Here is a 12,587-nt window from a genome sequence, read left to right as displayed (position 1 = left end):
CTAAGCCGCTCCATGATCGACCAGACGCTGGAGGGCCGCCGCGCCTTCATCTTTGAAAACACCCGCGTCCAGTCGCCGCCGCATACGCCGGAGCTCATGCTGCATCTGGCCGATGAGATCACGCCGATCTGGAAACTGACCGAGGAAGCCCTGGTCGAGATCGGCTTGCCGCCACCGTTCTGGGCCTTTGCCTGGGCCGGGGGACAGGCCCTGGCGCGCTACATTCTCGACCACCCCGAAATCGTCGCCGGCAAGACCGTGGTCGATTTCGCCACCGGCTCTGGGATCGTGGCCATCGCGGCGATGAAGGCCGGCGCCAAGACTGTGCTGGCCAATGACATCGACAGCTTCTGCCAGGCCGCCGTCAGCCTGAACGCCCAGGTCAACGGGGTCGAGATCGCCTTCACCGACCTCAATCTGCTGCAAGGCCCGCCGCCCGCCTGCGACGTGCTGCTGGCCGGCGACATCTGCTACGAAAAGCCGATGGCCGAGGCGGTGATGGCCTGGATGCGCCAGGGCCGCGCTGCCGGGTCGGCCGTGCTGATCGGCGATCCGGGCCGCAGCTATTTCCGCAAGGACGACCTTGTGAGGCTGGCCGAATACCAGGTCGAGACCACCCGCGAACTGGAAGACTTCGCCGTCAAGCACACCTGCGTCTGGACTCTGCCTTGACGGGCCAATAGAACAATACAAGAACAGCTACCGGGAACGACACCATGCGTGAAGACGGCAAGATCGACTATATCGAATGGCCCGCAGCCGACCTGCCGGCCACCAAGGGCTTCTACGAAAAGGCCTTCGGCTGGACCTTCACCGACTACGGCCCCGATTACAGCGCCTTCGAGGGCCAAGGCGCCGACGGCGGTTTCTTCAAGCCCGAGGCCGCGCCGCCCAAGCCGCTGGTCATCCTCTACGCCCTTGACCTGGAAGCGATGGAAGCCAAGGTCACCGCCGCTGGCGGCGTGATCAGCACCCCGATCTTCAGCTTCCCCGGCGGTCGCCGGTTCCACTTCACCGATCCGGCCGGCAACGAACTGGCGGTCTGGAGCGAAAACGAGCCCGCATAAAAACCGTCACACGCTGTCGCTAATGTCCGGCCCCGGAGTATCGGGGTCGGGCAAGATGGGCGAGCGAAGCTGCGGCGACTGCGGCATGTGCTGCAAGGTCCTGCACATTGGCGAACTGAGCAAGGACGCCGGCGTCTGGTGCGGTCATTTCAAGAAGGGCGGCGGTTGCGGCGCCTATGAGATTCGCCCCTCGGCCTGCCGGGGCTTCACCTGCCTGTGGCTGGACTCCGTGCGGCTCGACGACAACTGGCGGCCCGACAAGGCGGGTTTCCTGATGTACCCCGACAAGGACGGCAAGCGCCTGAATGTCGTGGTCGACACCGGCAAGCCCACCTCTTGGAAGCGCGAGCCCTACTATTCCAAGCTGAAAGCCATGTCGCAGCGCGCCTATGACGGCTTCGAGCTGATGGTCTGTATCGGGGACCGCCGGGTGGTGATGTTCCCGTCCGAGGACGTCGACCTGGGCGTGCTCAATCCCGACCACAAGGTGGTGAGTGGCTTCGTCGAACGCGAGGGCGTGCAGGTCCCCTTCGCCATGGTGCTGAGCGACGTCGCCCAAGCCTAGAACTTCGGGTGGAAATCTCGCGGCGCCCAGCCGAAATCGCGCCGCGCGTCGCTGCTGTCAAAGGTCAGGTCCACGCCCATCCGCGCGCCCATTGCCGCCGTGGCTCCCGGCAGGAACGGCGAGGCGGCCTTCAACATCAGGCTGAACAGGCCCGGCGGCAGGGAGAGCACCGCTGGCCTGCGCCGCAGCCCCTCGAACACCCGGGTCGCCATCTGACGATAGGTCAGGGTCTCGCCGCCGACGAGGTCATAGGCCCGGTTCTCGGCGGCCGGCGCGGTCGCCGCCGCCAGGGCGCCGACGGCCAGGTCTTCTGCATGGACCGGCTGACGCAGACCCTCCCCCTTGCCCGACAGCGGCAGCACGCCGAACCTGCGGATCAGGCTGGCCAGCCGGCTGATATTGCCGTCGTGGCCCTCGTCATAGATCAGGGTCGGCCGCAGGATGGTCCAGGCCACACCCTGGCCGGCGCAGAACCGCTCCACGGCCGCTTCGGCGTCGGCCAGGCTGGCGGCCACGGCGCGCTCCTCGGGAACATCGGAGGCCTGCTTGGTGAAGCGGCTGGTCGAGGAAAAGGCCACCAGCCGGGTCATGCCCTTGGCCTTCAGGGCCGGCAGGGCGGCGGGTAGCAGCCAGATCGGCGACAGTGAGAACACCGTCGCCACCGCCGGCAGGGCGTCCTCCAGATTCGGGTCCGACAGGTCGGCGTCCAGCCAGCAGGCCTCCCCGGTCGGCGGCCGACGGCTGATCGCCACCGGATCGACACCGGCCGCGCGCAGGCGATCCAGCAGATAGCCGCCGATCAGGCTGGTCGCGCCCAGCACCAGAACCGGCGTCTTCAGGGTGTTCGAGACGGTCATCCCGTTCCTATAGTCGAGCTGGAGAGACGATCCCATGGCCATGACCTTTGACGCGGTGCGCGCCTTCGCCTTCAACCTTCCCGGCGTCGAGGACGGCACCGCCTATGGCCACCCGTGCCTGAAGGCGCACGGCAAGTTCCTGACCCGGCTGTGGGACGACGACGACACCCTGGTCTGCCCCGGCGTGCCATACGACGAGCGCGAGATGCTGATCGAGGCTGAGCCCGACACCTTCTATCTCACCGATCACTACCGGAATTATCCGTATGTTCTTGTCCGGCTGTCACAGGTTCATCCGGGAACGGTGGAACGCCTGATCGAACGGCGCTGGCGCGCCACCGCCCCCAGGAAGGCGCTCAAGGCCTGGGACGCCGCAAGACCGGAGACTGCATGAGACACTGGCGCATCCTGATCGCCGCCCTGGCTTGCCTGGGCCCCGCCCTGCAATACGGGCTGATGATCCACAACGAGAGCCTGGCCTCAGGGTTGGCCAAGTCCGTCGAGTTCTTCAGCTACTTCACCATCCTCAGCAATATTCTGGCCGCCGTGGTCCTGACCGCGCCCTTGATCGCGGCCGGCTCGGTCGTGGCGACCTGGGCCGAGCGCTCGTCAACCCGGATCGGCGTCGCCGTTTATCTGACCATCACGGCGGCGATCTATCACACCCTGCTGTCCGGCCTGTGGGACCCCAAGGGCTGGCGGCTGGTCTCCGACACACTGCTGCACACCGTGACCCCCGCTCTGTTTGTCATCGACTGGCTGGCCCGCGGCGGCCGAGGCGAGACCGGCCGCGCCACGGCGGCCAAGGCCCTGATCTTCCCGGCCCTCTATGGCGTCTGGACCCTGGCCCACGGCGCAATGTCAGGCTTCTATCCGTACCCGTTCCTCGACGTCGGCAAGCACGGCTACCTGTCGGTGATCGTGACCATGCTGGTCATGGCGGGCGGCTTCCTGTTGATCGCCCTGCTGTTCACCGTGATCCATCAGGCCCGGGCCAAGCTGGCGATCGGTCGCGGAGCGCCTATATCGGCCTGACCGCTTTGCCCGAGGTTCCAATGTCCAAGCTCGTTCCCGCCGTCCGTTCGGGCGATGTCCTGATGCCCGCCCTGGGCTTTGGCACCTGGCAGCTGGAAAGCGGCGGCGCCCAGCCCCTGGTCGAGCAGGCCCTTGAGGTGGGCTACCGCCACATCGACACCGCCCAGGCCTATCGCAACGAGCGCGACGTCGGCGCGGCCATCGCCGCCAGCGGGATCAAGCGCGACGACATCTTCCTGACCACCAAGGTGTGGATCGACCAGTTCGCCGACGGCGATCTGCAGCGCTCGGCCGAGAAGAGCCTCGAGCGCCTCGGCGTCGCTCATGTCGATCTGCTGTTGCTGCACTGGCCCAATCCGGCCACGCCCCTGGCGCAGACCATGGCGGCCCTGAACGACGTCAAGGATCGCGGCCTGGCGCGCGCCATCGGCCTGTCCAACTTCCCCTCGGCGGTGATGGCGCAGGCCCAGAGCCTGTCCAAGGCCCAGATCGCCACCAACCAGGTCGAGTACCACCCCTATCTGTCGCAAAAGACCCTGATCGCCGCCGCCCACGCGGCTGGAACCTCGATCACCGCCTGGTCGCCCCTGGCCCAGGGCAAGGTCGCCGACGATCCGGTGCTGATCGCCATCGGCCAGGCCCACGGCAAGACGCCGGGCCAGGTCACCCTGCGCTGGCTGATCCAGCAGGGCGTCATCGCTATCCCGCGCACCAAGACCCCGGCCCGCATCGCCGAGAACTTCGATGTGCTGGATTTCGCGCTGTCGGACGACGAGATGGCGGCGGTGTTCGCCCTGGCGCGGCCGGATGGCCGGATGGGGAACTGGCTGGATGCGGCGTACAGCTGGGATGTGGAGTAGGGGGCTGAGGTCTGTAACGGGCGGCAAGCGGACGGCCTAGCGCGCAAGCTCGCTTTCAATCGAGGCAGCATATTTCAGCGGCCCGAGATCGGGCTCTCCCCCGGTCTTTTCTATGCTTATGCTCAGCCCCTGGAAACTCGCAGCGATAGCGGCCCCACCAATAGCCGCTAGCGTGGGAGCGCCTGTCGCAACCGCCAACAGTCCGAATGACGTAGCTCCTGCCTTCAAAGCATCAGTCAGGCTAAACGAGGGCGCGATCTTCAGGCCAATGAAGCCCCCGAATCTCTCGCTGGTCACTGCGCGCGCCGCTCTTACACTGGCGTGCAGACTATCGATTTTGCGAATGAGCGCAGCCTCGCCATCAGATGAAGCGACGACTAGGTCGGCCAACTCATCAACATGTATGCGTAGTTCGCGCAGTTCATCGATCCTCTTTTGCCGGAACTCCAGAAGCTCCTCGAAGGGCAGATCAGATGGTGGGAGGGGCAGATTTTCCAGTAGCCGCACGGTCACGGCCTCGTGGGAGTGAGCAGATGTCACCCCCTCGTTTGCAATTAGGAAGTGGCTCCACCGACCTGGCGATTGAGCCTTTAACTCTCTCACCACCGCGTCATGCGCCGCTTCCACGGACTCACCACCTGACCAGCGCCCGGAGAACTGAACCTGAGAACGACTGACGACACCCATCTGCGTCAGCGCATCGATTTCTGGCGAGCCAAACTCAATCATCTGGCTGCTGGGGTACTCAATCGCGTCCCAATAGAGGAGGCTGGCATCAAGACGCTTCCTGTTGAAGCTGGAACTTGTCAGCCCCCCATTCGCTGTCAGCTTCACTGGTGGAGGCAGGATCACGCCCCGCTCACCCACCTCAAGTTTGGGCGCATTGGACTGAACCAATACGGTCCTTGGAGTCCGGTAGGTAAGATTGAAATCCAATCCCTGAGACCATTCATCCATTGCCGTTGTAGCTCCTTTCCCGTGCTCCTTGTTTGGCGGGCGTTCAGCTTCTCATGAAGCCAGCTTAACCTTATCGGCAGTGGCTTACACCAGCGTTCGCGCTGGCCGGAACCCAGACCCCAAGGTCGGTGCGATCCTTAGATCTCTTGGAGGCTGCAGTGTGCAGGGCTGATCAGGTCAGTCAAGGACCGCTCTCCGAGCGGCCGCTGCGCGGCGGCGAAGCCGTCCTTGAGTGACCTGATCAGCCCTGCGATCGTCTCGCCGTGAGATGTAAGGATGGCTCTGCCCGAGGGGCAGTGGCTTCGCGGATCAGTCAGGCCCGCATGGAACCCCTCTCTCTTTGATGTTCAGACCGGGGACATCCGTGAACGGCATCTCCGACCTCCCTGTGAGATCGAAAATGTGTCACGGATGTCTCCGAACACCTGTCACGGATGTCCCCGGTCTGAACATTTGAGAGAGGGAGGGGCCTGCCGCCGCAGGCGGTGGGAGGGTGAGAGGTTTCGCCGCTGGCCGGAAAATCTCGATTCCTGTCGTTGAGCGGCCCGAGCGCTTGAGACCATGCTCCCGTCATGGACAAGACCGCCAACGCCCGTCGTCTTCGCCAGAACCAGACCTTGGCCGAAAGGTCGCTCTGGACCCTCGTTCGCAACCGCCGCCTGGGTGGGTTCAGGTTCCTGCGCCAAGTCGCGATCGATCGGTACTTCGCGGACTTCGTCTGCGAAGCGGCCAAGGTGATCGTAGAGCTCGACGGCGCCGCCCATGAGGGCCGCGAGGAGTACGACGACCGCCGCACGCAGACGCTGGAGCTGTACGGCTATGTGGTGGTGCGGTTCCCCAACGAGCGAGTGCTGACCGACCTGGGTGGAGTGACGGATGACATCCTGGCGGTGCTTCGTTCGGTCAGGGTGTAACCTCTCACCCTCCCACCGCTGCGCGGCGGGCCCCTCCCTCTCTCAAAGAGAGAGGGTTTCGGATAAGGCGCCCGGCCTCTGTCCCCGTTCCCGTTCCCGCACGGGCATTCGCACCCCTCGTCCCCAACAAATTCAACACCCTGACCGCCCCACCCACCGTCACGATCCAAAATCGACGCATCACCCTCCAAAACGCCCGCATACTTCTCCTCGCCCCGCCACTGGGGAGGACGTCCAGCTGGCGACCTGACGGGCGGTGGGGGCGGTTGTGCGGGGCCACCGGTCGGACGAATGTTCGCGCCGGCCGGCTTAAAGCGAGGACAGGGGACGTAAACCTGTCCATCGGGGGAAAGCCAAAGCCCCCGCCCGTCCGAAGGTTCGCTCCGGGTCCTCCGGAATCGGCGTGGCTGCAGCCTCAGGGCTGGGTCCGTCGCGAGGAGGGCAAGCCCGGGTGGGGCAAAAGGCTGAACAGGCCTGCGCACCCCGGCCAGAGGGATAACGACCGCGCGGAGCGCTCCGGCCACGGCCGAAACGGTACTCCCCTACACAATCATCCGGGCCTGGCCCGGACGCTCCGCCGGCTCCCCACACCTTCAGCGGGTCTCCCGGATGAAGCCGGGAAGCCGTGTCACGGGTTGGCGCGGTCGCTCGGGATACGCAAGGAACCTGCGTCCGCCATCAGACAATCGCGGTTCCCCCTCATGGCGAAAGCGCCTAGGTAAGGCTCAACCTGAGCATATCCTTGGGATGGTGAGGCGATGGACGACGCTGGGGTCAGCTTGCAGGCGAAGATGATCGCGATGGGCGATGCCGCCCGCGCGGGCGCACGCGCGCTGCGTCTCGCCTCGGCCGACCAGCGCACCGCCGCCCTTCAGGCCATGGCCAGGGCGATCCGCGAGGACGCCGCCCGCATCCTCGCCGCCAACGCCAGGGACATCGAGCAGGCCAGGGCCAACGGCCTGTCGGGTCCGATGCTCGACCGCCTTCTGCTCGATGACGAGCGTCTGGAAGCCATGGCCGTCGGCGTCGAGACCGTCGCCGCGCTTCCCGATCCCCTGGGCGTCGCCACTTCGCGCTGGACCCGGCCCAACGGGCTGGACATCGCCCGGGTGCGCACCCCCATCGGGGTGATCGCCATGATCTATGAGAGCCGGCCCAACGTCACTGCCGACGCCGCCGCCTTGTGCGTGCGCTCGGGCAATGCGGTGATCCTGCGCGGCGGCTCCGAGTGCCTGGCCTCGAGCCTGGCCATCCACGCCGCCATCGTTCGGGGCCTGAAGAGCGCCGGCCTGCCCGCCGCCGCTGTCCAGGCCGTGGGCACCTCCGACCGCGCCGCCGTCGGCCATATCCTGGCCGGGTTGAACAAGACCATCGACCTGATCATCCCGCGCGGTGGCAAGAGCCTGGTCGCTCGCGTCCAGGCCGAGGCCCGCGCCCCGGTGCTGGGCCACCTGGAAGGCCTCAACCACGTCTTCGTCCATGCCGGCGCCGATCCGCAAAAGGCGATCGGCATCGCCGTCAACGCCAAGATGCGGCGGGTGTCGGTCTGCGGCTCGGCCGAGACCCTGCTGGTCGACCGGGCGGTGGCCGACAGTCTGCTGCCCCGGCTGGCCGACGCCCTGATCAGGTCCGGCTGCGAACTGCGCGGCGACGCGGCGGCGCTGGCGATTGAGCCGACTATGAAGAAGGCCACTGACGCCGACTGGACCACCGAGTATCTGGCTCCGATCCTGTCGGTGGCCGTGGTCGATGGCGTGGCCGGGGCTGCGGCCCACATCGCCCGATACGGCTCGGGCCACACCGACGCCATCGTCACCGAGGACGCCGCCGCCGCCGAGGCCTTCGCGGCCGAGGTCGACAGCGCCATCGTGCTGATCAACGCCTCCACCCAGTTCGCCGACGGCGGCGAGTTCGGCTTCGGAGCCGAGATCGGCATCGCCACAGACAAGCTACATGCCCGCGGTCCGGTCGGGGCCGAGCAACTGACGACATTCAAATATGTGGTTCGCGGGACCGGCCAGACTCGTCCCTGAGGCCGGTCGGCCAAACGCGCAGCGCCTTGGCTTCCATCTGGAGCCGGGCATGCGCGTCGGGCTGTTCGGCGGCAGCTTCAATCCCGCGCACGAGGGCCACGCCCACGTCGCCGAGACAGCTCTTCGACGCCTGAACCTCGACAAGGTGATCTGGCTGGTCTCGCCGCAGAACCCGCTGAAATCCTCGGCCGAGACAAAGCCGCTCGTCGAACGGATGGCCGCCGCCCGCCAGCGGGCCCGAGGCAACTCGATGATCGTGTCCGACGCCGAGACGCAGCTGGGCTCGCAATACACCATCGACACACTGCGGGTGCTGCGCGCCCGCTATCCCGGCGTGAAATTCGTCTGGATAATGGGAGCCGACAGCCTGGCTACATTCCACCGCTGGCGGGGCTGGACCCAGATCATGCGCGAGGTTCCGGTGGCGGTGATTTCGCGCCCGTGGGCGGCGTTGAAGTCGCGCACCTCGCCCGCCGCCCGCCGCTTCGCCCATGCCCGAAAGCCCGCCAGCGCCGCCGCCACCCTCCCCGATCTGGCCGCCCCGGCCTGGATCTATCTGACCGGCCCGCTGAACTTCGCCTCGTCCACGGCGATGCGCGACCGGCTCAACAAGACGACCTGACCAGCGGCAAAACCGCCTCTTGCACGCAACCCCTCACCTTTTCGACTCACCCATGCTATGAGGAGAACCCGCGCGACCCCATAAGGAGTACTTCCGCTGCGTAGCGACCCCGCGCAAATTGCGCACGAAGACACGGCTGCCGCCGAGTCCTCGACCAAGAATCCGGGCCTGAGCCCCGATCAAAACATCAAGGCCCTCGAGACCTTGATCCTGTCGCGTCTCGACGACGACAAGGCCCAGGACATCGTCCACATCGACCTGACGGACAAGAGCTCGGTGGCTGACAGCCTGATCGTGGCGTCTGGCCGTTCGCACCGCCACGTCGGCGCTCTGGCCGATCACATCATCCGCGCCCTCAAGGAAAACGGGTTCGGCAAGGCGCGGGTCGAAGGCCTGCCGCATTGCGACTGGGTCCTGATCGACGCCGGCGACGTTGTCGTGCATCTGTTCCGTCCCGAAGTGCGCACCTTCTACAATATCGAGAAGATCTGGGCGATCGACGCCCCCCACCGCATCGCCACCTCGGCGAACTAACCCCTCACGCGTCATCGACCGGTCTCGCCGGCCGGTGACGCGGGTTAGCGCATGAAGCTCACCATCCTCACCGTTGGAAAGCTCGGCCGCGTGGTCGAGGCGCAGATGGCGCTGGACTATATGTCCCGCGCCACGGCGTCCGGCCGCGCCCTGGCGCTCGGTCCGGCCGAGATCGTCGAGGTCGAAGCTCGCAAACCCGGAAAGGCCGCCGAGGCAGAGGTTCTGCGCCCGCACCTTGAGGGCGCCTATGTCATCGCCTGCGACGAGCACGGAAAGGTTCGGCCCAGTCGCGCCTTCGCCGAGCATATCGGCCGGCTGCGCGACGATGGGACGCGGAAGATCGTGTTCCTGATCGGCGGGGCCGACGGCCTGGATCCCTCGATCCTGTCCGGCGCCAATGAAACCCTGGCTTTTGGTCCCCAGACCTGGCCGCACGCCCTGGCCCGGGCGATGCTGGCCGAGCAGATCTATCGCGCCGTCACCATCCTCGCGGGCTCGCCCTACCACCGCGATTAGGGCTAGAGAGCGAGAGATGCTTCGCCGTCCCTCGCCCGTCCTGGTTTCCGTCGCCGCGCTCGTCTTCGCCCTGTCGGCAGGCGGCATGGTCCTGGCGCGCCAGGACCAGCAGCGGATGCGCGACCGACAGACGGCCATCGACACACGGCGCGAGATCGAGGATCTGCGCGGTGAACTTTCCCGCCTCGACCACGCCAAGGTTTCGGCCGGCGGGAATGTCGATCTGAAGCGCGCGCGGCTTGAAGCCCTGAACTTCCGCGAGGCCCGGGTGCTGGCCGATCTGGGCCGCGACCGCCATCGGTTGGCCAAGCTGCTCTCGGCCCTGCAACTCTTCCGGCGCAACCCGCCGCCAGCCCTGCTGGTCAGCCCCGGCGACGCCCGCGACGCCGTGCGGGCCGCCATCCTGATCCGCGCCATGACCCCAGACCTGCAGCGTCGGGCCGACGCCTATGCCCGCCGGGCCTCGGCCGTCAGCGCCCTGCGCCGCGAGGCCGCCGCCGCCTCGGCGGAGTTGTTCACCGCCGAAAGCGTCGTGGCCGACCGCAAGGGCGAGATCGAGCGCCTGATCATCGAAAAGACCCGCCTGGAACGCGCCTTCGCCCAAGAGGCTTTGGTCGAGGCCAGCGAACTGCGCACCCTGGGCGCCCTGACCGACGGCCTGACACCCCGCGCGCCCACCGGCCCCCTGACCCTGGCCTCGCCCGCGCCCGGCGGGATCACCAGCCGGTTCGGCGCGACCCTGCCGGCCGGCGGTCGCTCGTCCGGCGTGTCGATTCGCACGGAAAAGGGGCGGACCGTGACCAGTCCGGCGGCGGGAACCGTCGAATATGCCGGCGCGCTCAGCGGCTGGGGTGTCGTTCTTATCTTGCGAGCTCAAGACGCCTACCTTCTGGTGCTGGCAGGTCTGGATCAGGTTTCTGTCGCACCCGGACAATCGGTCGCGGCCGGCGCTCCCATCGGAAAGATGGCGGATCGTGTATCCTCCAAGCCGGAACTCTATCTGGAGGTCCGCGAGGAGGGCGTTCCGGTCGATCCGGAGCGCTGGTTGAAGCAGGGGTCGCCGTAGACGGCTTTTTCAGTAATGATGGCCGCAAATAGGACGTTCTCGGCTGGGATGGTCGAGCTCGAGACATCAAAAGCGCGGCGTTAACGCGTCGCCAGGGAGCCTTTAAGGCCTAATGCGCAAGTACCTGCTCATCGGAGTTTCGGCCTTTGTCCTCGGCGCGGGGACCATGGCCTATCTTAGCCCCATCGCTCAGGCGAACATCCCGCCCAAGACCAAGACTTACAAGCTGCTGGAACTTTTCGGCGACGTGCTCGGCACGGTCGAGGACCAGTATGTCACTGAGGTCGACGACAAGAAGCTGATCGAAGCGGCCCTCGACGGCATGCTGACCAGCCTCGACCCGCATTCGGGCTATCTGTCGCCCGACAGCTTCGAGGACATGCAGGACACCACTCGCGGCGAATATGGCGGCCTCGGCATTGAGGTCACCAGCGAAGAGGGCGTGGTCAAGGTCATTTCGCCGATGGACGGCACCCCCGCCTCGCGGGCCGGCATCCAGGCGGGCGATTACATCACCGCCGTTAACGGCCAGAGCGTTCTGGGCCTGACGGTCAGCGAAGCGGTCAAGCAGATGCGCGGCGCCCCTGGCGAAGCGGTCAACCTGACCATAGCCCGCGAAAAGACCGACCCCTTTGACGTCAAGCTGATCCGCGAAGTGATCAAGCCCAAGGCCGCCATCGCCCGCATGGAAGGCGACTACGGCTATGTGCGCCTGCCCGGCTTCAACGAGAAGGCCACCGACGCCCTGATCGCCTCGATCAACGAGCTGAAGGCCAAGAACCCGAAGATGAAGGGCCTGGTCTTCGACATGCGCAATAATCCCGGCGGTCTGCTCGACCAGGCCGTGGGCGTGGCCGACGTGTTCCTGGACGGCGGCGAAGTGGTCAGCCAGCGCGGCCGCGATCCTCGCAACATCCAGCGCTACAATGCCCGCCCCGGCGACCTGCTGAATGGCCTGCCGGTGGTGGTGCTGATCAATCAGGGCTCGGCCTCGGCGGCTGAAATCGTCGCCGGCGCCCTGCAGGATCGTCACCGCGCCGAACTGGTCGGCCTGACCAGCTTCGGCAAAGGTTCGGTCCAGACCGTGATCCCGCTGCGAGGCGGCGCCGACGGCGCCCTGAAGCTGACGACGGCGAAATACTTCACGCCGTCGGGCCGCTCGATCCAGAAGACCGGCATCGCGCCCGATCTCGAGGTCGCCCAGACCCGCGACCAAGCCCAAGACATCGCCAACCGCGTGTGGTTCAGCGAGGCCAGCTTCAAGAACGCGCTCAACGCCGACGAAGGCAAGACCCGCCAGGGCGCCCACACCCCGGCCGAAGCCCCGCCGACCGCCTTCGATGACAAGAAAGGCGACTTCCAGCTGCAGCGCGCTCTTGCCGTTCTGCAATCTGGCTCGGTAGCCGCCACGCCCAAACTGCCCAAGCCGGCCGCCAAGATCGCCGAAGTGACGGCCAAGGCCGCCGCCATGGGCAAGCCCGTGGTTGAGAAGAAATAGACCTTTCGAACGGCCCTCATCTTCGTGATGGGGGCCAATTCGTCGCAGGCCTTTGTTAACCAT

Annotated in this window: 14 protein-coding genes and 2 pseudogenes; 13 read left to right on the top strand and 3 right to left on the bottom strand. The window is 66.3% G+C overall.

Going from position 1 to position 12,587, the window contains the following annotated elements; all coding sequences use genetic code 11:
- Positions 1-12: 12 nt before the first annotated feature.
- The 3 genes from ACP69S_RS09050 to ACP69S_RS09040 all read left to right on the top strand — a co-directional run bounded on the left by ACP69S_RS09050 (position 13) and on the right by ACP69S_RS09040 (position 1,632).
- Positions 13-672, top strand: a complete 660-nt coding sequence (locus ACP69S_RS09050) for a class I SAM-dependent methyltransferase (RefSeq protein ID WP_425996419.1) — start codon at positions 13-15, stop codon at positions 670-672.
- Positions 673-716: 44 nt separating this feature from the next.
- Positions 717-1,067, top strand: coding sequence for a VOC family protein (locus tag ACP69S_RS09045; protein WP_425996417.1), 351 nt, complete (start codon positions 717-719; stop codon positions 1,065-1,067).
- Positions 1,068-1,152: 85 nt separating this feature from the next.
- A complete protein-coding gene (locus tag ACP69S_RS09040) occupies positions 1,153-1,632 on the top strand; it encodes a YkgJ family cysteine cluster protein (RefSeq protein WP_425996416.1) in 480 nt (159 codons plus the stop codon).
- On the opposite strand, the gene ACP69S_RS09035 is transcribed toward ACP69S_RS09040, so the two are convergent.
- Positions 1,629-2,489, bottom strand: a complete 861-nt coding sequence (locus ACP69S_RS09035) for an SDR family oxidoreductase (RefSeq protein ID WP_425996415.1) — start codon at positions 2,487-2,489, stop codon at positions 1,629-1,631. The genes ACP69S_RS09040 and ACP69S_RS09035 overlap by 4 nt on opposite strands.
- Before the next feature lie 34 nt (positions 2,490-2,523).
- Between ACP69S_RS09035 and ACP69S_RS09030 the strand changes: the two genes are divergently transcribed.
- Genes ACP69S_RS09030 through ACP69S_RS09020 form a run of 3 tightly spaced genes read left to right on the top strand, consistent with a single transcriptional unit; the run spans position 2,524 to position 4,384 of the window.
- A complete protein-coding gene (locus ACP69S_RS09030) occupies positions 2,524-2,883 on the top strand; it encodes an MmcQ/YjbR family DNA-binding protein (RefSeq protein ID WP_425996414.1) in 360 nt (119 codons plus the stop codon).
- A complete protein-coding gene (locus ACP69S_RS09025) occupies positions 2,880-3,524 on the top strand; it encodes a Pr6Pr family membrane protein (protein WP_425996412.1) in 645 nt (214 codons plus the stop codon). Before ACP69S_RS09030 ends, ACP69S_RS09025 begins: the two co-directional genes overlap by 4 nt.
- 20 nt (positions 3,525-3,544) lie before the next feature.
- On the top strand, positions 3,545-4,384 hold the full coding sequence (locus ACP69S_RS09020) for an aldo/keto reductase (RefSeq protein ID WP_425996410.1): 840 nt from the start codon (positions 3,545-3,547) through the stop codon (positions 4,382-4,384).
- Positions 4,385-4,420: 36 nt separating this feature from the next.
- On the opposite strand, the gene ACP69S_RS09015 is transcribed toward ACP69S_RS09020, so the two are convergent.
- Together ACP69S_RS09015 and ACP69S_RS09010 are read right to left on the bottom strand one after the other, a co-directional pair.
- Positions 4,421-5,341: a DUF6236 family protein gene (locus ACP69S_RS09015; protein ID WP_425996408.1), complete on the bottom strand. Its 921-nt coding sequence runs from the start codon at positions 5,339-5,341 to the stop codon at positions 4,421-4,423.
- Positions 5,342-5,563: 222 nt separating this feature from the next.
- A pseudogene (locus ACP69S_RS09010) lies at positions 5,564-5,638 on the bottom strand (hypothetical protein); the annotation flags it as partial.
- Between the two features lie 275 nt (positions 5,639-5,913).
- On the opposite strand from ACP69S_RS09010, the gene ACP69S_RS09005 reads away from it, so the two are divergent.
- The 7 genes and pseudogenes from ACP69S_RS09005 (at position 5,914) to ACP69S_RS08975 (ending at position 12,524) form a co-directional block, all read left to right on the top strand.
- Entirely contained in the window at positions 5,914-6,255 is a 342-nt protein-coding gene (locus tag ACP69S_RS09005) for an endonuclease domain-containing protein (RefSeq protein ID WP_425996406.1), read from the top strand.
- A 752-nt stretch (positions 6,256-7,007) separates the two neighbouring features.
- Positions 7,008-8,288, top strand: a pseudogene (locus ACP69S_RS09000) (glutamate-5-semialdehyde dehydrogenase); the annotation flags it as partial.
- Entirely contained in the window at positions 8,254-8,910 is a 657-nt protein-coding gene (locus tag ACP69S_RS08995) for a nicotinate-nucleotide adenylyltransferase (protein ID WP_425996404.1), read from the top strand. The pseudogene ACP69S_RS09000 and the gene ACP69S_RS08995, both read left to right, overlap by 35 nt.
- A 96-nt stretch (positions 8,911-9,006) precedes the next feature.
- Positions 9,007-9,444 (top strand): ribosome silencing factor, encoded by a 438-nt coding sequence (rsfS, locus tag ACP69S_RS08990; protein ID WP_425996596.1) that lies wholly within the window; start codon positions 9,007-9,009, stop codon positions 9,442-9,444.
- A 51-nt stretch (positions 9,445-9,495) separates the two neighbouring features.
- On the top strand, positions 9,496-9,960 hold the full coding sequence (gene rlmH, locus ACP69S_RS08985; protein ID WP_425996402.1) for a 23S rRNA (pseudouridine(1915)-N(3))-methyltransferase RlmH: 465 nt from the start codon (positions 9,496-9,498) through the stop codon (positions 9,958-9,960).
- Positions 9,961-9,976: 16 nt separating this feature from the next.
- A complete protein-coding gene (locus tag ACP69S_RS08980) occupies positions 9,977-11,026 on the top strand; it encodes a murein hydrolase activator EnvC family protein (RefSeq protein ID WP_425996400.1) in 1,050 nt (349 codons plus the stop codon).
- A gap of 112 nt (positions 11,027-11,138) precedes the next feature.
- On the top strand, positions 11,139-12,524 hold the full coding sequence (locus ACP69S_RS08975) for a S41 family peptidase (protein WP_425996398.1): 1,386 nt from the start codon (positions 11,139-11,141) through the stop codon (positions 12,522-12,524).
- Positions 12,525-12,587: the final 63 nt, after the last annotated feature.

The organism is Caulobacter sp. DWR1-3-2b1, from assembly GCF_049895765.1.
In the GTDB taxonomy this organism is placed as follows: Bacteria; Pseudomonadota; Alphaproteobacteria; order Caulobacterales; family Caulobacteraceae; genus Caulobacter.
This window is presented reverse-complemented; position numbering and strand designations above follow the sequence as displayed.